The sequence below is a fragment of the Methylophilus sp. Q8 genome, assembly GCF_000800115.1.
Classification (GTDB): Bacteria; Pseudomonadota; Gammaproteobacteria; order Burkholderiales; family Methylophilaceae; genus Methylophilus.
Map to the genome: position 1 here is coordinate 2,550,744 of NZ_JUHE01000001.1, position 23,386 is coordinate 2,574,129.

At 50.2% G+C, this 23,386-nt stretch carries 22 protein-coding genes and 2 tRNA genes; 6 read left to right on the top strand and 18 right to left on the bottom strand.

Translation table 11 applies throughout. The annotated features are described in order from the left end of the window. The first annotated feature begins 13 nt into the window (after positions 1-13). Genes GQ52_RS12035 through GQ52_RS12045 form a run of 3 tightly spaced genes read left to right on the top strand, consistent with a single transcriptional unit; the run spans position 14 to position 2,411 of the window. Positions 14-748, top strand: a complete 735-nt coding sequence (locus GQ52_RS12035; protein ID WP_019882288.1) for an RNA polymerase sigma factor FliA — start codon at positions 14-16, stop codon at positions 746-748. Beyond that, on the top strand, positions 748-1,500 hold the full coding sequence (locus GQ52_RS12040; RefSeq protein WP_047518016.1) for a flagellar motor protein: 753 nt from the start codon (positions 748-750) through the stop codon (positions 1,498-1,500). The genes GQ52_RS12035 and GQ52_RS12040 overlap by 1 nt, the downstream gene beginning before the upstream one ends. Then, on the top strand, positions 1,500-2,411 hold the full coding sequence (locus GQ52_RS12045; RefSeq protein ID WP_047518017.1) for a flagellar motor protein MotB: 912 nt from the start codon (positions 1,500-1,502) through the stop codon (positions 2,409-2,411). The genes GQ52_RS12040 and GQ52_RS12045 overlap by 1 nt, the downstream gene beginning before the upstream one ends. Here GQ52_RS12045 and GQ52_RS12050 read toward each other — a convergent pair. The 9 genes from GQ52_RS12050 to smc form a co-directional block, all read right to left on the bottom strand. Then, entirely contained in the window at positions 2,408-4,717 is a 2,310-nt protein-coding gene (locus GQ52_RS12050) for a bifunctional diguanylate cyclase/phosphodiesterase (RefSeq protein WP_047518019.1), read from the bottom strand. The two genes, GQ52_RS12045 and GQ52_RS12050, sit on opposite strands and share 4 nt — an antisense overlap. Positions 4,718-4,924: 207 nt before the next feature. Continuing rightward, on the bottom strand, positions 4,925-5,437 hold the full coding sequence (locus GQ52_RS12055; protein WP_047518020.1) for a DoxX family protein: 513 nt from the start codon (positions 5,435-5,437) through the stop codon (positions 4,925-4,927). Positions 5,438-5,509: 72 nt separating this feature from the next. Beyond that, on the bottom strand, positions 5,510-6,133 hold the full coding sequence (locus GQ52_RS12060; RefSeq protein WP_081979356.1) for a protein-methionine-sulfoxide reductase heme-binding subunit MsrQ: 624 nt from the start codon (positions 6,131-6,133) through the stop codon (positions 5,510-5,512). 1 nt (position 6,134) lies between these two features. After that, on the bottom strand, positions 6,135-7,082 hold the full coding sequence (gene msrP, locus GQ52_RS12065; protein WP_047518021.1) for a protein-methionine-sulfoxide reductase catalytic subunit MsrP: 948 nt from the start codon (positions 7,080-7,082) through the stop codon (positions 6,135-6,137). Positions 7,083-7,259: 177 nt separating this feature from the next. Continuing rightward, positions 7,260-7,823, bottom strand: a complete 564-nt coding sequence (locus GQ52_RS12070) for a PEP-CTERM sorting domain-containing protein (RefSeq protein ID WP_235273291.1) — start codon at positions 7,821-7,823, stop codon at positions 7,260-7,262. A gap of 172 nt (positions 7,824-7,995) precedes the next feature. Then, entirely contained in the window at positions 7,996-8,817 is an 822-nt protein-coding gene (locus tag GQ52_RS12075) for a hypothetical protein (RefSeq protein WP_047518740.1), read from the bottom strand. 58 nt (positions 8,818-8,875) lie between these two features. After that, positions 8,876-10,963 (bottom strand): NAD-dependent DNA ligase LigA, encoded by a 2,088-nt coding sequence (gene ligA, locus GQ52_RS12080; protein ID WP_047518023.1) that lies wholly within the window; start codon positions 10,961-10,963, stop codon positions 8,876-8,878. A gap of 1 nt (position 10,964) precedes the next feature. Next, complete coding sequence (locus tag GQ52_RS12085) at positions 10,965-12,440, bottom strand: cell division protein ZipA C-terminal FtsZ-binding domain-containing protein (RefSeq protein ID WP_047518024.1); 1,476 nt, start codon at positions 12,438-12,440, stop codon at positions 10,965-10,967. 52 nt (positions 12,441-12,492) lie between these two features. Continuing rightward, complete coding sequence (gene smc, locus GQ52_RS12090) at positions 12,493-16,002, bottom strand: chromosome segregation protein SMC (RefSeq protein ID WP_047518027.1); 3,510 nt, start codon at positions 16,000-16,002, stop codon at positions 12,493-12,495. A gap of 90 nt (positions 16,003-16,092) precedes the next feature. Here smc and queF point away from each other — a divergent pair, with 90 nt between their 5' ends. Next, positions 16,093-16,539, top strand: a complete 447-nt coding sequence (gene queF, locus GQ52_RS12095) for a preQ(1) synthase (protein ID WP_019882272.1) — start codon at positions 16,093-16,095, stop codon at positions 16,537-16,539. Between the two features lie 172 nt (positions 16,540-16,711). Here queF and GQ52_RS14010 read toward each other — a convergent pair whose 3' ends face one another. The 4 genes from GQ52_RS14010 to GQ52_RS12110 form a co-directional block, all read right to left on the bottom strand. Then, positions 16,712-16,864 (bottom strand): PEP-CTERM sorting domain-containing protein, encoded by a 153-nt coding sequence (locus GQ52_RS14010; RefSeq protein ID WP_081755130.1) that lies wholly within the window; start codon positions 16,862-16,864, stop codon positions 16,712-16,714. A gap of 314 nt (positions 16,865-17,178) precedes the next feature. Next, positions 17,179-17,254: transfer RNA gene (locus tag GQ52_RS12100), tRNA-Glu, on the bottom strand. Between the two features lie 88 nt (positions 17,255-17,342). Continuing rightward, positions 17,343-17,418: transfer RNA gene (locus tag GQ52_RS12105), tRNA-Ala, on the bottom strand. Positions 17,419-17,597: 179 nt separating this feature from the next. After that, the gene (locus tag GQ52_RS12110; RefSeq protein WP_024930083.1) at positions 17,598-18,128 is read right to left on the bottom strand and encodes a glutathione peroxidase; all 531 of its coding nucleotides are present in this window, start codon (positions 18,126-18,128) and stop codon (positions 17,598-17,600) included. Positions 18,129-18,349: 221 nt separating this feature from the next. On the opposite strand from GQ52_RS12110, the gene GQ52_RS12115 reads away from it, so the two are divergent. Then, a complete protein-coding gene (locus GQ52_RS12115; protein WP_228519760.1) occupies positions 18,350-18,523 on the top strand; it encodes a hypothetical protein in 174 nt (57 codons plus the stop codon). Positions 18,524-18,640: 117 nt separating this feature from the next. Then, positions 18,641-19,087: a 6-carboxytetrahydropterin synthase QueD gene (gene queD, locus GQ52_RS12120; protein WP_047518030.1), complete on the top strand. Its 447-nt coding sequence runs from the start codon at positions 18,641-18,643 to the stop codon at positions 19,085-19,087. Between the two features lie 48 nt (positions 19,088-19,135). Here the strand turns inward: queD and rfbD are convergent, their stop codons facing one another. The 5 genes from rfbD to dnaQ all read right to left on the bottom strand — a co-directional run bounded on the left by rfbD (position 19,136) and on the right by dnaQ (position 23,382). Next, positions 19,136-20,056 (bottom strand): dTDP-4-dehydrorhamnose reductase, encoded by a 921-nt coding sequence (gene rfbD / locus GQ52_RS12125; RefSeq protein WP_047518032.1) that lies wholly within the window; start codon positions 20,054-20,056, stop codon positions 19,136-19,138. A 15-nt stretch (positions 20,057-20,071) separates the two neighbouring features. After that, positions 20,072-20,623: a dTDP-4-dehydrorhamnose 3,5-epimerase gene (gene rfbC / locus GQ52_RS12130; RefSeq protein WP_047518034.1), complete on the bottom strand. Its 552-nt coding sequence runs from the start codon at positions 20,621-20,623 to the stop codon at positions 20,072-20,074. Further along, entirely contained in the window at positions 20,623-21,504 is an 882-nt protein-coding gene (gene rfbA, locus GQ52_RS12135; RefSeq protein WP_047518036.1) for a glucose-1-phosphate thymidylyltransferase RfbA, read from the bottom strand. Before rfbA ends, rfbC begins: the two co-directional genes overlap by 1 nt. Continuing rightward, positions 21,504-22,589 (bottom strand): dTDP-glucose 4,6-dehydratase, encoded by a 1,086-nt coding sequence (rfbB, locus tag GQ52_RS12140; RefSeq protein ID WP_047518039.1) that lies wholly within the window; start codon positions 22,587-22,589, stop codon positions 21,504-21,506. The genes rfbA and rfbB overlap by 1 nt, the downstream gene beginning before the upstream one ends. Positions 22,590-22,701: 112 nt before the next feature. Continuing rightward, complete coding sequence (gene dnaQ, locus GQ52_RS12145) at positions 22,702-23,382, bottom strand: DNA polymerase III subunit epsilon (protein ID WP_047518043.1); 681 nt, start codon at positions 23,380-23,382, stop codon at positions 22,702-22,704. Positions 23,383-23,386: the final 4 nt, after the last annotated feature.

A 23,386-nucleotide genomic window follows, 5' to 3' on the forward strand; every position in this document is an offset into this window, starting at 1 on the left:
AAAGAGGAAAAACATGTATACCGCTAAAGGCAAGACTCAAAATACAGATCAAATGCTGAAACAGCATAGCGGCTTGGTCAAAAAAATGGCTTATCAGTTAAAAGCCAAGCTGCCCTCCTGTGTCGAGCTCGATGACTTGGTGCAAGCTGGCATGATCGGCCTGATGGATGCGATTCAGCGTTACGAAGATAATCACGGCGCACAATTTGAAACCTATGCGTCACAGCGCGTGCGCGGTGCCATGCTGGATGAGTTGCGCGGTGCTGACTGGCTGCCACGCGGCATTCGCAAAAATATGCGCGATATCGAAGTCGCCGTACAGCAACTGGAACAAAAGTTTGGCCGTCCGCCGACCGAGTCTGAGATTGCCAAGCATATGAACTTCACGCTGGATGACTACTATGATGTCTTGAGCGATTGCCAGGGCCACCAGCTGATTTACTACGAAGATTTTCAGGACGACGATGGCGGCGAGCACTTTCTTGACCGTTATGTCGATGACGATACCAGTGACCCAGTCAAATCATTGCTGGAGAGTGATTTCCGCGAAGCATTGATCGACTCGATCGACCACTTGCCCGAGCGCGAAAAAATGCTCATGGGCTTGTATTACGAGCAAGAGCTCAACCTGAAAGAGATCGGCGCCATTATGAGCGTTTCAGAATCACGCGTCTGCCAGTTGCATAGCCAGGCAGTGGCGCGCTTGCGTGCGTCTATGCGCGATAAATCCTGGACCGGAGTGGCCTAATGGATTGGGGCAGTATCGCCGGGCTGGTCATCGCCCTCGCCGGACTGGTAGTTGGTCAAGTCATCGACGGCGGCCACCTTAACTCGCTGATGCAGCCCGCAGCGTTTGTCGTCGTCATTCTCGGCACGACTGGCGCGGTGTTGCTGCAAACCGAATTCAAGCAATTCCTCAAAGGCATGCGCATGCTACGCCTGGTGTTTGTGCACCCACAGGACGATAGAAAAAAACTCGCCATTAAAATCAATCAATGGAGCTTGCAGGCGCGCAAGGAAAGCGTGTTGTCGCTGGAAAGTTATATCAAGCGCGAGCAAGATCCTTTCGTACGCAAAGGCTTGCAATTGCTGGTTGACGGTACGCCCGCTGACCGTATTCGCGAAGTGTGTGCCATTGATATGTATTACTATGAATTACAGGAACGCGAAGCCGTCAAAATCTGGTCGGCTGCTGGCGGTTATGCGCCAACAGTCGGCATTCTGGGCGCTGTACTGGGCCTGATTCACGTCATGGAAAACCTGTCTGACCCGGCCAAGATTGGTAGTGGCATTGCGGTTGCCTTTGTGGCCACCATTTATGGTGTGGCCCTGGCTAACCTGGTATTTTTGCCGATTTCAAATAAATTAAAAGGCCATGTCCAGCACGAAATGTCCAGGCGTGAGATGTTGCTCAATGCCTGGGTATCGATTGCCCGCGGTGATAACCCTAAACTGGTCACTGAGCGCCTTGAGTCCTACCTGCACCTGCGGGAGTCTTGATGTACAGACGCCAGAAGCTGGACGAGGATGATGAAAGCCACGAACGCTGGCTGATTTCTTACGCCGATTTTATCACCCTGCTATTTGCCTTTTTTGTGGTGATGTACGCGACCTCGACCATCAACCTGAATAAATACCGCGCACTCTCCAGTGCCGTGGTCACTGCGTTTCAAGGCAAACCGGGGCAAACGGATGCGCCTGAAGCACAGACACAAACCACGTTGCAGAACCAGAGCTCCGTGCTCAAGCCCTTACCATTAAGCTATTTATATCAAGAGAAAAAGCTGCGCGACCAGGAGAAGGTACGCGCGATCGGCCAGCAAGTGGCGAATGCACTCACGCCATGGATAGAACAGAAACTGATCACGGTGTACCAGTCTGAACTCGGGATTGAGGTTGATATTCAAAGCAACCTGCTGTTTAACAACAATCAGACGAGCTATAGCGCACAAGCACCAGCGATCTTGAATGCACTGAGTGCGCAGCTAAAAAACGAATACCGCACCATACAGGTCGAAGGCCATAGCGATAAACAACTGTTTAGTGGTCAGGCAGATGCAGAAACCAAGCGTTGGGAATTAACGGCAGCACAAGCCGCGCATATCACCGCCAGCCTGGTCGCGCAAGGCATTGCCAGCAAACAACTGACCGCCATCGGCATGGCAGAGACCAAACCTGTGTCGAGCAGTGACAATGCGCTGGCACAAGCAATGAATACGCGCATGACTATCCGTATTTTAACGGCTGAAAGCAGTGCCCAGCAAACCAGCAATGTGGCTAACAGGCAAGAGATACAGGCTGGTGCAGTGGATGCCACATCGCCGTCAACAGAAGCCGCGCCTATTTCAGCACCGGCACAAGAAACAAGCCAAGAGACAACAACCAGCGCAGCAACACCATCGGTCCGCTAAATCAGCGCTTCCTGCAACCAGTCGTTAAACTGTTCAATCGGCATCGGCCTACCGAATAAAAAGCCCTGATAGCGGCGGCAGCCGTTATTCAATAGCAACTCCATCTGCTCTTGTGTTTCTACGCCCTCAGCGATCACACTGAGGTACATACTTTGTGCCATGGCAATAATCGTCCGCACAATCGTACGATCATGGCTATCGGTGACAATATCATTCACAAACGAGCGGTCGATTTTAAGTTGATACAGCGGTAACTTCTTCAAATACTGTAGCGACGAATAACCAGTACCAAAGTCATCCAGCGAAAATTGAATCCCCAGTTGGCTCAGTTCGGCCATGATACGCACGGCGTCATCCACGTTTTCCAGCAAGACGCTTTCTGTGAGCTCCAGGCGCAATGCATTGGGGTTAATCTGATGGCGCTGAATACAGGCTTTGACCATCGCCACAAAATTGGCCTGGCAAAATTGGCGCGCGCTGATATTGACCGATAAACTCAGCTCGCGGGTATTTAATGACCGTTGCCAGAGCGCAACTTGGGCGCAAGCCTGGTCTAGCACCCACATGCCGATTTCGATAATCAGGCCGCTGGTTTCGGCCACAGCAATAAATTGCAATGGTGAAATCAAGCCCCGCTGCGGATGCAGCCACCTTAACAAGACTTCTGCACCAAACGGGCGACCGGTATGATCGACCTGCACCTGGTAATGCAAGCGCAACTGTTGCTGGGCGATGGCTTCACGCAGCTCTGTTTCAAGCATGACCTGCGTCGCAATTTCAGTCTGCATGCCTGGCTGATACACACAGGCATGGTTACGTCCGCCCTGCTTGGCTTTATGCATAGCAATATCGGCGGCTTTCACATAATCGGTGTCGCCCGTGCTGATATCGTTAAAGCTGCATAAGCCCATGCTGGCCGTAATCGGCAATTTTTGGCCACTGACTTTAAACGGGCGTTCAAACACCTTTTGCAGTTTACGCTGCATCGATAATAGCTGCTGCAACGCTTTATCCGCGGATGCCGCCAGGCCTGAAAGCAAGACCAGAAACTCGTCGCCACCCATGCAAGCAGTAAAGTGCGGCTCGGCTACTTTTTGCAACCGTTCTGCTACTTGCTGTAACAAGCTATTGCCTGCGGCATGGCCATGCGCCTCATTAATCCATTTAAAGTGATCGAGGTCGATATATACCACGCCCCAATGCGCATCGGTAGCAGGCTGCGCACGTAATTGCTGCAGCACCTCATAAGCCCTTTTGCGGTTGGGCAAACCAGTGACAGGCTCCAGGTAGGCCAGGCTTTGAATCGACTCTTGTGACAAGTGGCGATCAACCACCAGGCTCATCAGTTTGGTCGCCTGCTCTATCATGGACTGCTCAAGCGCACTTGGCGTTTGTGGCTGGCGATAATAGATGGCAAACGCCCCCAGTACCTCACCATCTGCATTTAAAATAGGCTCAGACCACCCTGCCTGCACGCCTGAGGCCAATGCAGCCTCCCGGTGATTGCCCCAATAAGGGTGCGTCATCACATTTTCGACAATCACCCGCTGCTTGATTGCGATGGCAGTTGCCAGCGAGCCATTACCGGCTTCAAGCTGCAACTGGCGCAAGGTTTGCAACAAGGCTTGCGGTAAGGAGGGGGCAATCACGGTTTGTACCAGTTTGCCCAGATTTTTTGTCAGCACCAGCGCGCAATACACATCGGCGTGCATCGCTTCAATATCACGCACCATTTTTTCTAAAATCCTGACCGCATCCTGCTCTTTTAGGATCAACTCCAGAATAGAAAATTGAAAGCGTTCATAGGCAATCGCGCGTAACTTCTCTTGTTGAAACGCCAAAGCAGACTGCTGTTCATTGGTAATCTCCCGCACCAGCAACAGGCTGCGCGGTTCACCAGTCTCCAGGCTAAAGTAATGGGCACTGCATTCCAGCCAGCGGTTTTGGCTGTCATGGCAGGCAATCTGTATCGTACGCTGAGTAATTTCTGGCGCAGGCTGCGCCAGGATGGATTTAATCGGGTCATGTGTGATCAGTGGCAGGCAAGCCCACAAGTCACAACCCGACTCAAGTGTATGGCAGACCATAACCGAGCGGCAATTGCCGAGAGAATCGGTCTCTGCTGCAATATAAAAACCGGAATAATCGACCAGTGAGCGCCACTGATCAAAGGCGTGACTTACGCCAAAAGAAGCGCCAAGGCCAAAAGAAGCGTTCAAGCGCGCTGAAGCCTCCGAACTGCGTGACGCACTCAAGACCTGACCTGCCAATACCACTGCATTTGGCTCGATATTTACTATAGACATCGCATACTTTCACAACCGCAGTGCAAAATCTAACTGCCGACAACTAGGCACCCTCTGCCCGTCGGTTGTTAAGATGACACACCCCCGAAGAATTTTAGTTGGGAGTCAATCCAGCATTGATTGCTCCCTTTTATATTTACGATGATGTGTCAAAAAGCAAATTGATGTCAAGACAAATTCATGGCTAAGGCCAGACATTAACAACTGTCATCGGCGACCGTCACATAGATGTGACAACAAGCGGTCAAAACTCCATTTTCCGGCCCCTTGCGTCACCAGAGGCAACAGCATTAACAGGTAAATCAGCGGCAGTTTGTAGTTACCAAAACCATCCCCTTCCACGTCCTCAAAACGGTAACCGTTGAATAAATCCGCCATACTGCTCCAATGCTCTGGCCAATGCACGCTGGCAATCGCTACCACGGTCAACACCATCAGGCTGAGGCTGAAAAAACGCGTAAACAGCCCCAGTAATAGTGCAGCAGCGCCGACTAATTCAAAGGTCATGGCAATATTCCAATTGACCTCCGCGGGCAACAAATCAAACGGGAAAGGAAATTGCAAGTCTGCAAACCAGTTTTGACCGTGCAGCTTGGCCCACCCTGCTTCACCGAACTCCCAGGCCAAGATCAGGCGTAAGAGCAAACCCGGTAGCCAGTCATTCACCGTGTGGAGCGTTAAAATCAGGGATTGATATTGACGAATGAAATATTGAAACATGAGCGGCTGCCTTTCTAGGATTGAAGTAGTATTACTTAGTCTTCAATCTAGAAAACACCTTACATATTACCGCTAACTTTTTCTATTATTTGAGAAAGGTAGCCAACGAAGTGCTATCAACAGCGCAAATACCAGACTGTAAATCACAGGCTCAGTCACATCTTTTTTCACCAGCCACCAAAAGTGTAGCAACACCAGTACGCCAATCACATACACCAGCTTATGCAAGATTTTCCAGCGTTGCTTGAGTGCTTTTATCGCGCGCTGGTTAGACGTTGCTGCCAGGGGCAAGGTCAGCAACAAAGCAGCAGCCCCCACCAGCACGTAAGGGTGCTTGACGATATCTTTCACAATATCGGCCCAGTCAAACTGGTAATCCAACCAGAGATATGTCGTCACGTGCAGGCAGGCATAAGCAAACATCCATAGCCCCAGCAAGCGACGCACCGCAATCAGCCAGGCTTGTTGCGTGAGATGCCTGAGCGGCGTGATGCTGAGCGAGAGCAGTAAAAACACCAATGCCCAGGTGCCGGTAGAGCGCTCAATAAACTCGACCGGGTTGGCGCCAAGACCATCGGTAACACCCAGGTAAATCAAGCGCGAAACAGGGATAAGTGCACCCAGCCAGATCAGGCATTTAAGATATTTGATTGCTGCCTTTGCTGACCATGCAGAGAACCATTGCGGCATAGTCATGCTAGAAATTTTTCTGTAAATCCATACCGGCATATAACTGCCCTACTTCATCATAGCCATTAAACAATCTGGTTTTAATGCGCCCGGCAAACAAGCCTGCGCCGATGCGCTTTTCGGAAGACTGTGTCCAGCGCGGATGATCCACCTGCGGATTCACATTGGCGTAAAAACCATACTCGCGTGCACTCGCCTTCATCCAGGAGGTATTCGGCATCTGCTCAACAAAACGAATCGTACTAATGGCCTTGGCCCCTTTAAAACCATACTTCCATGGCACCACCAGGCGCACAGGCGCCCCATTCTGGTTAGGCAACACTTTGCCATACAAACCAACCGCCAGAATCGTTAATGGCTGCATGGCTTCATCCATGCGCAAACCCTCGTTATAAGGCCAATCCAGCACCGGAATACGTGCTCCAGGCATATGGCGTGGATCGTTATAAGAAATAAACTCAATATATTTGGCATTGCCGGTTGGCTGCGCCCAGTCGATAAGCGCTTTGAGCGGCAACCCGACCCACGGAATCACCATAGACCAACCTTCCACGCAACGCATACGGTAAATGCGCTCCTCCAGTGGTGCCAGTTTCATCAGTTGCTCAATACTGATGGTCTTCGCCTGCTTCACCGCGCCTTCAATCCTGATCGTCCACGGCGTCGGTTTAAACAACACCGCCTCGCGGGCCGGGTCTTCCTTGCCTGTGCCAAACTCGTAATAATTGTTATAGCTGGTCACATCTTCAACGCTGGTCAGCTTCTCTTCTTTGCCGTAAGCTGTTTTATGGAAATCCAGCGTTTGTGCCGCGTGCGCCTGCGTAGGGAGTAAAAGACTGGCTGCCGCCACGCCCGCCGCTTTTAATACAGTACGGCGCTGCTCAAACACGGCTTGTGGCGTGATTTCTGAAGGCAAAATACCGCTAGGATTGCGGCGATTGTTATCCAGTAGCATAAAATTTCCTGTCTGCCTGATTGTGTATGCTTATTTGTCGCATATGACAGGGAAACCTTACAGGGGATTCCAGCAAAAAGGTAAATCTTTTGCAAGTGAGGCGCTAGGACGAGAGAACGGGCTTTCAAAAACAAAAAAGGCGCCTAAAGCGCCTTTTTCACTGCGTAGCTAAGCGAATTAAGCGCGCTTGCGTTGCACTAAAGAAACAACTGCCAGGCCTGCCAGCAAAAAGCCTAAAGTATCTGGTTCAGGCACGACACTGTTGCTCACACTCGCCTCTGTATTCACACCTAATGCAATAGAACCCAGACCGCCCGGCACTTCATTTTTCACAACCAGTGCCAGCGAATTGAATTCGCCAGAGATCGCAGCAAAGGTATAGCTCAAATATGTCAGGCCGGTACCACTGGTGCTTGTCCATGACCAATCGCCTACATCAACACCATTGACCAGTACATCCCAATCTACTGACGCGCCTTGTGACAGCACATTCTGAGTGACATTCAATTCCAGTTCCAGGCTGGTCGCGCCGAACAGGCCGGATCCGCTAAACGTTTCACTCACTTGATCACCACGTGAAACAGACCAGAAATAGCCGATATCTGTTGCAGACAGAGAGCCGACAGAACTCACCACATTGGAAGTGTAGCTTGGAAAATTAAAGTTGTATGTGGCGGCATGTACCATGTTTGTGCCTGCCAGCATAAATGCAGACAATGCCGCACCTACGATGCTTTTCATAGCGATCGCTTTCATTGAAAATCTCCCCTTATATATACATTAATTAAATTGATGCCGGCGAAATGCTAGTGCATTTTAATGGCAATGTCGAGTGACACTCAGACTAGGTCATCTTTAGTCATTGCTCATGGATCAAGATGCAGACATCACGGCGTTGATTGTTACGCGTAACCTATTTGGTTTTCGCCAGCAATTCATCCAATTCAGCATCTTTAAACTTGGCAGCAATCGTCTCAGCCTGTTGTATTAATTGCTGCGCGCCAGCCACATCGCCTTGCGCACGTTTGTTTTCTGCCCAATAAATCGCCGTTTTCGCTTCATAAAACTCGCCACCATTGTCATGAGCATACTCCATCAGGCGTTGATAGGTTTTATCTGCGCTTGCATAGTCTTTTTTGGCGGCAAACAGTTTACCTAGCGCCAGGCTGGCTTCTGCGTATTGGTCAGGAGTGCCGGACTTGCGCAGCATCATGACGCCTTTTAGTTGATGCTCGATGGCTTTATCTACTTGTTGCAGTTGCTGGTAGGCCATGGCTTCGTGGATGAAACTATCAGCGCGCTCGTCGTCGTTCATGGCGAGTTTTTCGCCGACTTCAAATGACTTGAGTGATTCAGCGTATTGGCCAATCTCGAAATAAGCTTCGCCAATCAGGTTGTGTGCAATACGTGCATAGCGGCGCATATTTTGCTGCTCGCTGAATTTGAGGGCTTGCTGGTAGCTTTCGAGCGCGGCGTCATGCACTTTAGCTTCAAGCTGTGCGTTACCAAGCAACATATGAGCAGAAATCAAGTCCAGCCCAGTCGGCTTCAGACTGATGGCTTGTTTAAAGCTTTGTTGCGCAGCGGCATTTTGGGCCAGCCCGGATTGTGCACGGCCTTTACACAGCCAGAACTCTGCCTGGCTGGCGTGTTGCTCGGCGACCTGGATGGCTTGCGCATACTGCTGTTTTTTTACTGCGCTATCGCAAGTTTCCAACGCAGCATCTTTAGCCATTGATTCATTAATAATCAATAAATTAAACAATACTATTAAAGTTAATTTTGAATTCATATCAAAACAAATCCGATTGTGTGAGTGAGGTTTCTGAGAGTGTTAACGCAGGTGCTTCAATTAAGTCTGTCGGCGTTGCAGAGGGTTGCAACATCGCAAGTAAAGCAGATTCATCCAGCACGGGGATATTCAGCTGCTGCGCCTTTTCCAGCTTACTGCCTGCCTCGGCGCCAGCCACCACATAACTGGTTTTGGCTGAAACGCTACCGCTAACTTTACCGCCAACCGCTTCAATCATCGCCTGCGCCTGATCGCGTTTGAGCGTGGGCAAGGTGCCGGTGAGTACAAAGGTTTTTCCGGCAAATGTGGCTGATGTGGTTGTTTTAGCAATATCGGCCCACTGCACGCCAAGTGCACGCATCTCGGCAATGACTTCCCGGTTGTGTGGTTCCTGGAAAAACTGGTAAGCGGCTTCAGCCACAATCGGGCCGACATCGTTGACCTGCATCAACGCTTCCACATCAGCGGCCATCAAGGCTTCAAGATTACCGAAATGCTGCGCCAGATCCTTGGCTGTCGCTTCACCGACATTGCGTATGCCTAGCGCGTAAATAAAACGTGGCAACGTGGCCTGTTTGCTTTTTTCAATGGCTGCCAGCACATTCTGCGCAGACTTCTCGGCCATGCGCTCCAATTCGCTCAATACGGGCAAGTTCAGGCGATAAACATCGTCGAGATGATGCACCAGGTCGCGTTCAACTAATTGATCCACCAGTTTTTCACCCAGGCCTTCAATATCCATGGCGCGGCGGGAGGCAAAGTGCGTAATCGCCTGCTTGCGCTGCGCCGGGCAAATCAGGCCGCCGGTACAACGTGCCACGGCTTCGTCTTGCGGCCGTACGACGTGTGACCCGCACTCCGGGCATATGGATGGCATGATAAACACGCGTGCGTCTGCCGGTCGTAATTCAGGCTTGGCAGCCACCACTTCAGGAATCACATCACCTGCCCGCCGCACAATCACTGTGTCGCCGATATGAATATCTTTACGGCGTAACTCGTCCTCATTATGCAAAGTGGCATTAGTCACGGTGACGCCACCGACAAATACAGGCTTCAGGCGCGCCACTGGTGTAATCGCGCCAGTGCGCCCTACTTGCACGGTAATATCTTCCACCACCGTGACAGCCTCTTCGGCGGGAAATTTATGGGCGATTGCCCAGCGTGGTGCACGTGAGACAAAACCGAGCGCATCCTGCAGGCTAAAAGCGTTCACCTTGTAGACCACGCCATCAATATCAAATGGCAGGCTACTGCGTTTGGTGCCAATCTCGGCATAATAGTCACGTAGGCCTTGCGCACCAGTTTTAACGCCACGCAACTCAGAGACCGGGAAGCGTAAATCAGCCAGGTATTGCATGGCCTCGGCATGCGAATGCAACGCAGGTACGCCTTCACTAGCCCCCAGGCCATAAGCAAAGAAATGCAATGGCCGTTTAGCTGCAATATTAGAGTCCAGCTGGCGCAGGCTACCTGCCGCGGCATTGCGCGGATTGGCAAATAGTTTGCCACCGGCAGACGCTTGTTGCTGGTTTAGCTTTTCGAAGTCTTTTTTCAGCATGAGCACTTCACCACGCACTTCAAGCAATGCCGGTGGATGCGCAATATTCAGGCGACTGGGGATGGCACGGATGGTTTTCAGGTTATGTGTCACATTCTCGCCGGTATACCCATCGCCACGCGTCGCACCTTGTACAAACACGCCATGTTCGTAAGTCAGCGTGATCGCCAGACCATCGAATTTGGGTTCCACTGCGTAGTCTACTTGCGACTGGTCTGCGCCTTCACGTACACGCCGGTCAAATGCCTCTAGCTCTTCGTCACTAAAGGCGTTATTGAGCGACAGCATGGCCTGCCGGTGCTGCACACTGTCGAATGCAGACAGCGCCAGACCACCTACACGCTGGCTGGGCGAATCTGCCGTAATCAGTTCGGGATATTGCTGCTCGAGATCAAGCAGCTGTCGATAAATGCCATCATATTCATTATCACTGACCAGCGGCGCATCAAGCACATAGTAGTGATAATCGTATTCGGCAATGCGCTGCTTAAGCTGTTGTAAAAGCAGCGCAGCTTCTTGAGCTGGCATATTAAGAGAACAGGCGTTTGGCGTGGCTGCTGCCAGGAGTGATCCCCTGCGCAGCCATGGCATTGGAGATATTTTTCAGTTGCTGGCGGATTTTATCCAGTTGTGCATCGCCGATGGCCTTACGATTCACATCAATCATGCTGGCACTTAAACTGCTCGCCATGCTTGCAGCAATATCCACCATATGGTCAAACACACGCAAGCTATTTGGCGTGGTCGGGATATCCAGCTGGAAGGTGACACCAGTCATGACGGCGGTTTTCAGCATATCCGCTGAAAACGGTTTACCTTCATAGTTACGCACAGAAAACTCCAGCTGGCCTTCTGTGTTGAATGACTCAAAGCGGCCATCGACACTCAGTTGCATACCACAAGCCTCGGCCAGGCCGCGTAACTTGGTCGCGTGGAACATGCCCTGATTAGCCAGCACATGAAATTCGACTGCTTTATCAACTTCAATACAAAATGTGTCAATAGATTGCGATTGTTGTGACGGCTCGTAACCGCCTTGCCAGTGCACAGTGAGCCCCAGCGCACGCGCCAGGGTTTCCATGGACTTCTGGAATCGTTTAAGGGTTTCTTCATCCACCGGGCCACCGCGGTCGGCCAACTGCAAACTACAGGCAACCTGGCTGGCGGGTGTCTGGTCTTGCAGAGCTTTAGCATCCAGTGCCAGCACATCTTGCCAGTCGCCAGTAGTCGAGCTTTGTGCCCACAACGTTGCATGCTGCGGAAAGGTCCTGACTTCAGCTTGCATGTCTTCGAGCTCTGCCAGCATCACGCCCAGCGGTGCATCGATCAGCCCAACCCAATCCATGGAAGTGTGTACGGCTGCTGGCAGCACAGACTCTTCAATGTGCGCAGTCAGGACTGAGTCATCTTCATCGTCTACTGAAGACTCTTCAGGAAAATCTAAAGTGGGCTGTTCAAAGGCTGGTGGCTGGATGTCATCAAAAGATTGCGCGACGGGGGCGCTTGCCTCAGGCTTGGCTGAAATAACGGGTTCTACCTTCACAGGCTCAACCCTGGCAGGCTCTGTCTTGGCTGGCGTCACTTTTGACGACGCAGCGACTGCTGCTTCACCAGGCTGCTTGTTTAAATTCAAGCCATTTTTATCGAAACTTGCCGTTGTCGCTGCATTAATTCTGGCTTTAGCGGACTCACCTACCGTGAAGTCAGGTTCAACTTTGGCAGACTGGCGCACGCGTGGCTCAGACATCCAGCCTTCGACGTCTTCTGAAACCACATGTTTATCCGTGTTGGCTTTTTTAAGTGGCTCTTTTTTCAAGCCATCTGCTTTAGCAGCATCACTGGTTTTCACAGAAGAAGTGTCGCTATCCAGCACATCACCACGGGTATGGCTAAAACGATATTCAACATCTCTACGATATTTTTTTTCCTGCCACCAGTTAAAAACTACCACTGCCAGAACGATGCTGACCCCAAGCAACACCAATATCATCCACAAATCAGACATGTGACCTTACAATCCTTAATAACGCTTGCATAATAATACAACAAAACTGGCATTAAGCCGCATGCATGCGTATCGCTTCATCGATATCAACATCGACAATTCGCGATACACCAGACTCCTGCATCGTGACCCCAATCAACTGTTGTGACATCTCCATCGTGATTTTGTTGTGCGACACAAACAGGAATTGCGTTTTTTCTGACATCACACGTACCAGCTGGCAAAAACGCTCGGTATTACTGTCATCCAGCGGCGCATCCACTTCATCCATCAGGCAAAATGGGGCCGGATTTAATCTGAATAAAGCAAACACCAGCGCCATCGCCGTCAGCGCTTTTTCGCCGCCGGAAAGTAGTTGTATCGTCGTGTTTTTTTTGCCTGGCGGCTGCGCAAACACCTGTACACCAGTATCCAGGATCTCGTCACCAAGTAATTCAAGTTTGGCATTGCCGCCATTGAACAAGGTCTGGAACAATTCGCCAAAATTGCGGTTGGCTTCATCGAAGGTCGCACGCAGCTTGCCGCGCGTTTCCCTGTCGATTTTCTGAATGGCCTCTTCCAGCGTTTCACTGGCAGTCAGCAAATCTTTTAACTGGCTATCCAGGTAACCTTTGCGCTCTTTCTCCACCGATAGCTCTTCAATCGCCGCCATATTCACTGGCCCCAGTTGCTGTATCTGTTGCTGTAGCTTCTGGGTATTTTGCGCCAAGGCCTGCACCTGGCTATCCAAGTCCAGGCCTTGCTGAATCAGCGCCTCATCCAGCCCGCTTTCAGCCAAGGCGGACTGGCATTGCTCCACTTGCAGGCGGCACTCCTGCTGCTTAAGGCGGCGTTGCTCTACGGCATCCCGTAGCGGATGCAATTGCTGCTCGATTTGCAAGCGATGTCGCTCTTGCGCCTGCAATGCACTTTCCTGCTCTGCAGACTGGTTTCGCGCTTGCGCAAGTGCCTGTTCACACGTGTGCTGCTGCGTCAACGCGTGGGCCAGATTGGCCTTGAGCGCTTCCATATTGCTAATCGCCAATGCCTGCTCAGTCTCAAGCAGGCGATGCTGCAAGTGCTGGCTTTCCTGTTCGTTCTGCGTCAATCGCTGTTGTAAATCACCCACAGCATTTTTAAGCAGTGTTTGCTCAAACACTTGTGACTGATGTGCTTTTTCAGCCTGCTGTACAGTATCACGCAAATTAAAATAAGTTTGCTCGGCCTGCTGTTTTTGTGCCTGCGTTTCACGCGCGGTTTGCTCTAGCTCGGCAAATTGTGCTTGATGTTTGGCAATCGTTGCCTGCGTCTGTGCAACTTCAGCATTCAGTCCAGCCTGGCGGCTTTCAGCCTGTGCAATATCTTGTTGCAAGGCGGTCTGGCGGCGCAAGGCATTATCATGCGCCTGTTGCAGGCGTGATACCTGCAGTTGCGCTTCATGCATACTGCTCGTTAGCTGCTTAATACGCTGGTGGCTTTGCTGTTGTTGCTGGCGCGTTGTCTGCAAACTGGTTTCCAGCAATTGCACTTGCTGCTGCGCAGCTGTGACGTCGTCTTGCGACTGGCCCAAACCTGCCTGCAATGTATCCAATTGCTGCTGACGCTCTAGCACGCCTTGCATTTGATTTTGGCGTCCATGAAAAACGGCACTATATCGCTGGTAAACATCGCCATTTTTGGTCAGCAAGCTTACCCCTGCTGGCAATCTGGCTTGATAATGCGAAAGTTGCTGCACGTCATCTAGCACATAAACCCCAGCCAGCCAGTGCTGCAAGGCCGCAGAGGCTTCTGCTTGCTTGATCGTCAATAAACTATACAGACTAGGCAAACCATGCCATTGCTCTGGCAATATTTCAGTCGCGATCGCCGCTTGGGCAACTGCCAAAGCCGCTTGCGGATGCGGCAATTGCGACCAGTCAGGGTGATTTTCCGGTAATACCGCATTTAATTTATGCCCCAGGAATACCTCCAGGGCGGGCTGCCACTGGCTATCAAGCTGTATCGCCTGCCACAAGCGCGGCGCTGATTGCATGCCTGTTTTTTGCAGCCACGGTCCTAATTGCTGATCCTGCTTCATACTTTGCTGCAATTTTTGCAGCGACTGAATCTCGGCTTCTAATTGATGCAGCGCGCGTTGGGCCTGTTGCCAGTCATGGCGCGCCTGCTGCAAGGCCTGTTGCTGCGTATTTTCTTCTGTACGCAAATGCGCCAATTGCAGATCGTCGTGCTGCAAGGCAGCTTGCTGCTCAGCCAACTGCTGCTGATGCGCGCCCAAGGCCTGCATGTCCGGCAAGGCCCACTGCCCCAGTTCATTCTGCAACTGCTGTAAACGTTGTGCGACTTCAGCCAGGTTACGCTGGATAAAATTCACATTATTTTGTTCCAGTTGCATGTGCTGGCGGCTTTGCTGTACGGCTTGCTGTGCCTGATTTGCAGCTTGCTGAACCACCTGCAATTGGCTCGCTTGCTCTGGCAAGCCTTGCTGCATGCTGTTCAAATCAAGTGCATGCTGCGCTACCGAGCTTTCGCTTGTGGTCAGTGCACTATTTTTTTCTACCAGCTGCATTTGCAGCTGTTTGTGCTGCTGCGCCCTGTGCTCCATCTGCCGCAATAATTGCTGCTGTTCTTGCAATAAGCGATCCCGCGCCTCTTCAGATTGCTTCACCTGCAGTCCAAGGGTGGAGACCTGCGAATTCGCCTCATAAAATGCGGCTTGTGCGGTATGTAACTGATTGGAAGTTTCCTGATGTTGCTGGCGTAACTGCTCAAGCTGCAGCTCGTGATTGCGCAAGCTGGCCATTTGCGCCTCTAAGGCATTCACGGCTTGCTCAACCGCTTGTGAGGCCGTTTCATGTGCTAACACGGCGTCGCGTTTACGTAGCCACCACCATTGCGCCTCGGCTAATTGATGTGCCTGTTGCAAAGCCTGAAATTTTTGCGTCACTAACGCCTGCGCTTCCAGCTTGATAATTTGCTTGTTCATTTCACGCGAAATATCTTCTACGCGTTCAAGATTTTCACGCGTATCCCGCAAACGCAGCTCAGTCTCACGCCGGCGCTCTTTATATTTGCTGATGCCGGCGGCCTCTTCCAGAAATACACGCAACTCTTCTGGCCTGGCTTCTACAATCCGTGAAATGGTGTTTTGACCGATAATGGCATAAGCACGCCCGCCCAGGCCAGTGCCTAAAAACAAATCAGCGACATCGCGTCGACGCACCGCAATATTATTGATGTAATAGGTCGAGCCCTTATCGCGCTCAATCACCCGTTTGACGGAGATTTCGGCATATTGGCTCCATTCGCCATTGGCGCCACCCAGGCTATTGTCAAAAATCAACTCAACACTGGCCCGAGAGATCGGTTTTCGATTGGACGATCCATTAAAAATAACGGCATCCATGGCGTCGGCACGCATCTCCTTGGCAGACGACTCTCCCAGCACCCAGCGCACCGACTCCATGACATTCGATTTGCCACAGCCATTGGGGCCAACCACGCCCACGCGTTGCCCATGCAGATGTATGGTGGTCGGATCGACAAAAGACTTGAACCCCGCCAGTTTTAAATGAGTCAGACGCAAAGTAAGAAAACCGCTTATAAGAATTTGAATGGTTGCTTAAGCGGTATAATACCTATTTTTATCAAGAAACAATCAACAAACATGAGTGCAATGAATGAACATTTACTCGGTGGCAAGCCAACAGCCCAAGCGGCAAAGACGCTGGAGACTTTTGATAATCCGAATCCTAACCGCGATTTTCATATTCATATGGAAGTGCCGGAATTTACCTGCCTGTGCCCGAAAACCGGCCAGCCTGACTTCGCGGTGATTTACCTGGACTATATTCCTAACAAATTGTGCGTGGAATTAAAGAGCCTCAAACTGTATATGTGGTCATTCCGTGACGAAGGCTGTTTTCATGAAGCCGTTACCAACCAGATTCTGGATGACCTGGTCAGCGCGATCGATCCGAAATTCATGCGCGTGACTGCCAAGTTTTATGTGCGTGGCGGAATTTTCACCAATGTGGTGGCAGAACACCGCGCAGCGGGCTGGCAGCCTCAGCCATATGTAGAGTTATCGCAATTTTCTGCGCAAAGTAATATTCGCGGATAAAAGCTAAAGCGAAAAAATCTCAAGCCCGGCCTGCCGGGTTTTTTATCGCCATGTGATATCACACAAGAATCTCACATCTCTTTTATGCGTTCAGGCGTATCTTCGCAACACTAATACGCATAAAAAAGCCCCACATTAAGTGAGGCCTTTTATTTCAGCGGACAACTCAGGACTATTTTTTTCTAGCCACGATCACGCCAATCAGCCCTAAACCCATGGCAATTAAGCTCATGCTTTCGGGTTCTGGTACAGAGAGTGGCTCAGAGGCTGCATAAGCCACCGTTGAAATCAGCAGCCCCGCAAGTAAGGTTATTTTCGATAGCATATTTATTTCCTTCTATTTTTATGAATGCCGAATCCCATCATGGGTGCACGTTAATAGCATTAACGTTCGATAAGCCTTAAATCTTTAGCGCCGATTCAATGATTTTCTGGGGGCCAGCTTGAGATATAACTTACCCTGACAGCGCAGTACGAATAATTTATCTCGCACGTAGAAATCCTGAGGATTTTTCGTATGATCTTGCTAGTGAGAGTGTATTAAGAAATAAAACAGATTTTTCGCATATGTGCGATACATCAGCACATATGGATTTTCTACATAATTGAATTTACTGCTAGAAATCACTAAGTGATTTTTGGCGTCCCCACGGGGATTCGAACCCCGGTCGCCTCCGTGAAAGGGAGGTGTCCTAGGCCTCTAGACGATGGGGACCTAAGAAATTTAACAACCTGCGCATTATACCAGTTTTTCAAATAATTGAAATATTTATTTTTAAAAAAATTCAATATTTTCAATCACTTGGTGGAGATAAGCGGGATCGAACCGCTGACCTCTTGCATGCCATGCAAGCGCTCTCCCAGCTGAGCTATACCCCCGAATCTCTGGTATTGCAGTTCTTTGTTTTGCAGTGCAATTCAAAGAAGGCGCCATATTAATGATGGCTAGAAGTCTTGTCAACGGCTTTCAACATAAATCTTTAAAAAAACTGCATATCGTTTTGTTTACAGCGCTGACCTGCTGAAAAAATCAGCAAATCAGCCCGCGATGACGGAAACTATTTGAGGTAGGGCTTGATCTTGCTCATGATCTCTTCGCTCTCTGGCCGCGTCATGCTATTAAATGAATACACTTTTTGGCCACCAGGCAGAATGACATATTTATAAAAATTCCATTGCGGTGCCTGCCCGGTTTGCTTGATTAACTGTTGATACAAAGAATTAGCACTACTGCCGGTGACGCTGGATTTTTCAACCATGGGGAATTTGACAGAATAAGTCAGCTTACAAAAGTCACCAATTTGCTTGTTATTGCCTGGCTCTTGCCTGAAGTCGTTAGACGGAAAGCCAATGATGACCAGGCCTTTGTCCTTATATTGGTCATATAAAGACTCCAGTGCTTCAAATTGTGGCGTGAAGCCGCACTTGCTGGCCGTGTTCACAATCAGGATAGGTTTGTCCTGGAATTGACAAAAATCGACAGTTTGCCCTTGCAGGGTCTTAAATTGGTGTTGATATATTGGCAGACAGTCAGCCTGCGCCAATGAATAGCCTCCCAAGCCCAACAACATGAATATCACACCTCGCATTGCATCTCTCCTGAAACTTTTGTTTATGTTATGCCTTTACAGACAGTCAGTTAGCTTGATTGTTCTGTATGAATGGCGCATATTTTACTTTTTTTAATAGTTGCCGTTAATAAAATTGTAAGGAACAAAAATGATCATTGGCATAGTCTATGCTAATGCATTATTAAGAACAGTAAGGACTGACATGTTTGAGTAAATTAACGATGTACTGGGAGACCACCATGTTACAAAAAGCAACGCCTACCGACAAATTTAAAAAAATTGATCAAATGCTGGAAGATTTTGCCGGCGATGAAGTCGATGATTTCGAGTCTAGCTATGGCAGCTATGAGAAGAGCCACAAGCACTACTCTGCTGACGAAGATGCTTTAATGAATATTGACGATCTGTATTAATCTGCCCGAAGCATGAATGCAGGCGCTAATGCCTGATCAATCATCACGCACAGCGTGCACCATTGCTGACTGATATCACGGTGGTTACTGATTATAGTTGCCTGATATAATGCCGGGATGGAAATTACTACACGCTTGGAATTCGATGCCGGACATCGTATTCCTGATCATAAAAGTCAATGCCGCAATCTGCACGGCCACCGTTACGCCATAGAGATTACCCTCTCGGGGGACATCATCCACGCTGAACACGCTTCAGAAAACGGAATGGTGATGGACTTTGCCGACGTCAAACGCATTGCCCGTGAAACCATCGTTGACCGCTGGGACCATGCCTTCCTCGTCTACCAGGGAGATGCCACCGTTCTGGACTTTCTCAACAGCCTGCCAAATCACAAAACCATTGTATTCCCGACTATTCCAACGGCCGAGAATATGGCTGCAGAGGCCTTCAGATTGCTCAAAGCGCAATACAGGGACACTTTTGGCAACCATCTGAAACTGATGAAAGTCAGGCTCTACGAAACGCCGAATAGCTGGACCGATGCGTTTGACCTGGTTTAACCAGGTTCAAACGCCCTAGGTTAAATCGAATTAGTCATTCAAAACAGGTTAATCAGTCGCGCCGACGGCCAACTCAGCCATCACCTGATTTAAGGCGATTGACCATTCCGGCAAGGTCACACCAAACGTTTGCTCAAGCTTGGCGGTTGAGAGCCTTGAGTTTGCCGGGCGTTTAGCTGGCGTAGGATATTCGGCTGTGGCAATAGGCTGCACCGCTTTCACGGCTAAAGCTGGCCAGCCGCGTACACTCTCTAATGCGTGATACTGCGCCACGATTTCACTGGCAAAACCAAACCAGGATGTTTCTCCGCTATTCACCAGATGATACACACCACTTTGTGTCATATCTTCCTGATGCCAGCGTGTGACTAATTCTGTCACTGCTTTGGCAATGGCAGCATCTGATGTCGGTGCGCCGTACTGGTCTGCCACAATGCGCAAGTTTTCGCGCTCTTTGGCTAAGCGAATAATGGTTTTTAGAAAGTTTTTACCATAGCTGCCATAAACCCAGCTGGTACGTAAAACCAGGTGCGGCAGCCCAACTTGGCGAATCGCCTCTTCACCGGCCAGTTTGCTAGCGCCATAGATGCTGACCGGGTTAACGGTATCGCTTTCTACATAAGCAGAGTGCTTTGTGCCGTCATAGACATAATCGGTTGAAAAATGAATCAGCCCAGCGTTGAGCCTGGCGGCTTCTTCCGCCAATACACCTGGCGCAATCGCATTAATGGCATAGGCCAATTCACGCTCAGACTCCGCTTTATCCACCGCCGTATACGCCGCCGGATTAATGATCAAATCTGGTGCAATTTCCCGCACGATGCCCCTGATATGATCAGGCTGTGTTAAATCCAGCTGTTGGCGATCACAGGCCACCACCTGCCACTCATTGGCTAACTCTAAAGCCAATTGTTGCTGTAATGCGTGACCCACTTGACCGCTGACACCGGTTAACAGAATTTTTTTCATAGCTCAATCAACTGGTCAAATGGCATCAAATTTAGGTGCATCTGCCCAGGATAAGCCCTGCTGGTCTTTGGCCGACAGGCTAGGCGCCTGAGCCAAGGGCCAGTCTACGCCCACAGTGGCATCATCCCATCTCAGGCAAGCCTCATGCTGAGGCGCATAATAGTCGGTGGTTTTATACAAAAAGTCTGCCGTCTCAGACAACACGACAAAGCCATGCGCAAACCCGGCAGGCACCCAAAATTGACGGTGATTTTCTGCACTTAAATGAACGCCAGCCCATTGGCCAAAGGTCGGCGAGTCACTGCGCATATCCACCGCGACATCAAATACCTCGCCCTGCACCACCCGCACCAGCTTGCCCTGCGGTTGCTGTATCTGATAATGCAGGCCGCGTAACACACCCTTACCTGAGCGTGAGTGGTTATCTTGTACAAATTGCACATCCAGCCCGGTGCAGTCTTTAAAGGTGTTGGCGTTAAAGCTTTCCAGGAAAAAGCCACGGGCATCGCCAAATACTTTAGGCTCCAGAATCAATACTTCTGGAATGTTTGTTGCCACCACTTGCATTAAAACACCTGCTCTTTAAGTATTTGTTTCAGATATTGGCCATAGCCGTTCTTGGCATATTTATCAGCCAATTTATCCAATTGCTCGGCATTGATAAAATCCTGGCGGTAGGCAATTTCTTCCAGGCAGGAGATTTTCAAGCCCTGGCGCTTTTCAATGGTTTGAATAAAGCCACTGGCTTCAAGCAGAGACTCATGCGTGCCGGTATCCAGCCAGGCCATGCCACGGCCCATGACTTCAACGTTGAGCTCACCCCAGGCCAGGTATTGCTTATTGACATCGGTAATTTCAAGCTCACCGCGTGGCGAGGGTTTGAGGTTTTTGGCAATTTCGACCACGCGCTGATCGTAAAAATACAAACCCGTCACTGCATAGCGGGATTTCGGCTGTGCCGGTTTTTCTTCCAGGCTAATCGCCGTTCCATCAGCATCGAATTCCACTACGCCATAACGCTCGGGATCATTCACCGGGTAAGCAAACACAGTCGCGCCCTGCTCGCGCTGACCAGCGGCCATGGCCATTTCACCTAACTCGTGCCCATAAAAAATGTTGTCGCCTAGTACCAGCGCACTGGTATCGTTGCCGATGAAGGACTCACCAAGGATAAACGCCTGCGCCAGGCCATCTGGAGACGACTGCACCTGATATTCAATACGCATGCCCCACTGGCTGCCATCACCCAGCAGTTCTTTAAAACGCGGCGTGTCCATAGGCGTGGAAATAATCAGCACCTCGCGTATGCCTGCCAGCATCAGGGCCGACAAAGGATAGTAAATCATGGGCTTGTCATACACGGGCAACAGCTGCTTGGAAACCACTTGCGTTACCGGGTACAAGCGTGTGCCGGAGCCACCGGCCAGTACAATGCCTTTTCTTGCCATTATGCGAGCTCCTCTCCACGTTCGTGGTAATTCTTGTTCAGCCAATGCTGGTATTCACCGCTGGTGACACGCGCCACCCACGCATGATGCTCCAAATACCAGCGCACGGTTTTACGGATGCCGGTTTCAAAGGTTTCCTCTGGCTTCCAGCCCAGCTCTTGCTCAATCTTGCTGGCATCAATCGCGTAACGCGCATCATGGCCCGGCCGGTCTTTGACAAAAGTCATCTGGTCACGGTAACTGCCTTGCGCTTTTGGTCGCTCCTGATCGAGGATATCGCACAAGGTATGCACCACATCGAGGTTGGTTTTTTCATTCCAGCCACCGATGTTATAGGTTTCCCCTACTTTGCCTTTGGCCAATACCTCGCGAATCGCACTGCAATGGTCTTCGACATACAACCAGTCGCGAATATTGCTGCCGTTACCATAAATAGGTAATGATTTACCAGACAAGGCATTGTGTATCACCAGCGGAATCAGTTTTTCCGGAAAGTGATACGGACCATAATTGTTGGAACAGTTGGTGGTCAGCGTCGGTAAGCCATAAGTGTGGTGATAGGCACGCACCAGGTGGTCAGAGGCCGCTTTTGAAGCTGAGTATGGGCTATTCGGCTGATAAGTATTGGTTTCCTTAAACGCCGGATCATTTGGCCCTAGCGAACCGTAGACTTCGTCAGTGGACACATGCAGGAAGCGGAACTGCTGTTGCTCATCCACCGGCAACGCTTGCCAGTAGGCGCGTACTTCCTCCAGCAAATTAAAAGTACCCACGACATTGGTTTGAATAAAAGCATCCGGCCCATGGATAGAACGGTCCACGTGGCTCTCGGCCGCGAAATTGAGTACCGCACGCGGCCGATGCGTTTCCAGCAACGCTTTAACCGCCACACGATCGCCAATATCCGCATGCACAAAAATATGGTGAGGATTTTGGCTGATACCGGCCAGGTTTTCCATATTGCCGGCATAGGTCAACTTATCCAGATTGATCACTGTCCCCAACTTGTGCCTGACCCAGGCATTGACAAAGTTGCTGCCAATAAAACCGGCGCCGCCGGTAACTACGATTGTTTCTGTAAGCATAAAAGACCTAAATCCAGAAGAGTTTTACCAATTGATACCTACTACATATTAGCTTATGGCGTCTTATCTCAAATGCCCGATAAGCAGCCATGACATCTTGTTAATGCTGTCGCTACCATGAAGTTGCACCGGCCTTGGCAAGACCGGTGATGTATTGTTGATGCGCGTCCAACTCTTCTGCATCTGCCGTGACCAGCTTTAATGCAGAAAAATCTACTGCCAGATGCGTATGCGTCGTTTGCTCTACCGGGCTGGATAACTCCATCAGCAAGCTTTCCTGGCCACGCGTCATGGCAATATAGACTTCAGCCAGCAACTCCGCATCCAGCAAAGCGCCGTGTAAGGTACGCTGCGAGTTATCAATGCCAAAGTGGCGACACAAGGCATCCAGGTTATTACGCTGCCCTGGCCGCATTTCCTTGGCCATTTTCAAGGTGTCGATAATGCCGCTGACATAGGTCTCCAGCTTGTCCTGGCCGAGTTTAGCGAGCTCCATATTAAGAAAGCCAATATCGAACGGCGCATTATGGATAATTAACTCGGCACCCCGGATAAACTCGACAAACTCTGCAGCAATACTTTCGAACAAAGGTTTGTCCTGCAAGAACTCCAGAGAAATACCATGCACTTCTTGCGCGCCTGGATCGATCTCGCGTTCTGGATTGATGTAGATGTGGAAATGGCGCTGGGTCGGCCTGCGGTTAAAGATTTCTACTGCCGCAATTTCAATAATGCGATGGCCCTGGTCCGGATATAAACCGGTGGTTTCCGTATCGAGAAAAATCTGTCTCATGCAA

Bases quoted from the DNA above. Each gene is read 5' to 3' on its own strand.
- GQ52_RS12035 (WP_019882288.1), top strand. From the start codon at position 14: ATGTATACCGCTAAAGGCAAGACTCAAAATACAGATCAAATGCTGAAA.
- GQ52_RS12040 (WP_047518016.1), top strand. From the start codon at position 748: ATGGATTGGGGCAGTATCGCCGGGCTGGTCATCGCCCTCGCCGGACTG.
- GQ52_RS12045 (WP_047518017.1), top strand. From the start codon at position 1,500: ATGTACAGACGCCAGAAGCTGGACGAGGATGATGAAAGCCACGAACGC.
- GQ52_RS12050 (WP_047518019.1), bottom strand. From the start codon at position 4,717: ATGTCTATAGTAAATATCGAGCCAAATGCAGTGGTATTGGCAGGTCAG.
- GQ52_RS12055 (WP_047518020.1), bottom strand. From the start codon at position 5,437: ATGTTTCAATATTTCATTCGTCAATATCAATCCCTGATTTTAACGCTC.
- GQ52_RS12060 (WP_081979356.1), bottom strand. From the start codon at position 6,133: ATGACTATGCCGCAATGGTTCTCTGCATGGTCAGCAAAGGCAGCAATC.
- msrP (WP_047518021.1), bottom strand. From the start codon at position 7,082: ATGCTACTGGATAACAATCGCCGCAATCCTAGCGGTATTTTGCCTTCA.
- GQ52_RS12070 (WP_235273291.1), bottom strand. From the start codon at position 7,823: ATGAAAAGCATCGTAGGTGCGGCATTGTCTGCATTTATGCTGGCAGGC.
- GQ52_RS12075 (WP_047518740.1), bottom strand. From the start codon at position 8,817: ATGGCTAAAGATGCTGCGTTGGAAACTTGCGATAGCGCAGTAAAAAAA.
- ligA (WP_047518023.1), bottom strand. From the start codon at position 10,963: ATGCCAGCTCAAGAAGCTGCGCTGCTTTTACAACAGCTTAAGCAGCGC.
- GQ52_RS12085 (WP_047518024.1), bottom strand. From the start codon at position 12,440: ATGTCTGATTTGTGGATGATATTGGTGTTGCTTGGGGTCAGCATCGTT.
- queF (WP_019882272.1), top strand. From the start codon at position 16,093: ATGAATGAACATTTACTCGGTGGCAAGCCAACAGCCCAAGCGGCAAAG.
- GQ52_RS14010 (WP_081755130.1), bottom strand. From the start codon at position 16,864: ATGCTATCGAAAATAACCTTACTTGCGGGGCTGCTGATTTCAACGGTG.
- GQ52_RS12110 (WP_024930083.1), bottom strand. From the start codon at position 18,128: ATGCGAGGTGTGATATTCATGTTGTTGGGCTTGGGAGGCTATTCATTG.
- GQ52_RS12115 (WP_228519760.1), top strand. From the start codon at position 18,350: ATGTTACAAAAAGCAACGCCTACCGACAAATTTAAAAAAATTGATCAA.
- queD (WP_047518030.1), top strand. From the start codon at position 18,641: ATGGAAATTACTACACGCTTGGAATTCGATGCCGGACATCGTATTCCT.
- rfbD (WP_047518032.1), bottom strand. From the start codon at position 20,056: ATGAAAAAAATTCTGTTAACCGGTGTCAGCGGTCAAGTGGGTCACGCA.
- rfbC (WP_047518034.1), bottom strand. From the start codon at position 20,623: ATGCAAGTGGTGGCAACAAACATTCCAGAAGTATTGATTCTGGAGCCT.
- rfbA (WP_047518036.1), bottom strand. From the start codon at position 21,504: ATGGCAAGAAAAGGCATTGTACTGGCCGGTGGCTCCGGCACACGCTTG.
- rfbB (WP_047518039.1), bottom strand. From the start codon at position 22,589: ATGCTTACAGAAACAATCGTAGTTACCGGCGGCGCCGGTTTTATTGGC.
- dnaQ (WP_047518043.1), bottom strand. From the start codon at position 23,382: ATGAGACAGATTTTTCTCGATACGGAAACCACCGGTTTATATCCGGAC.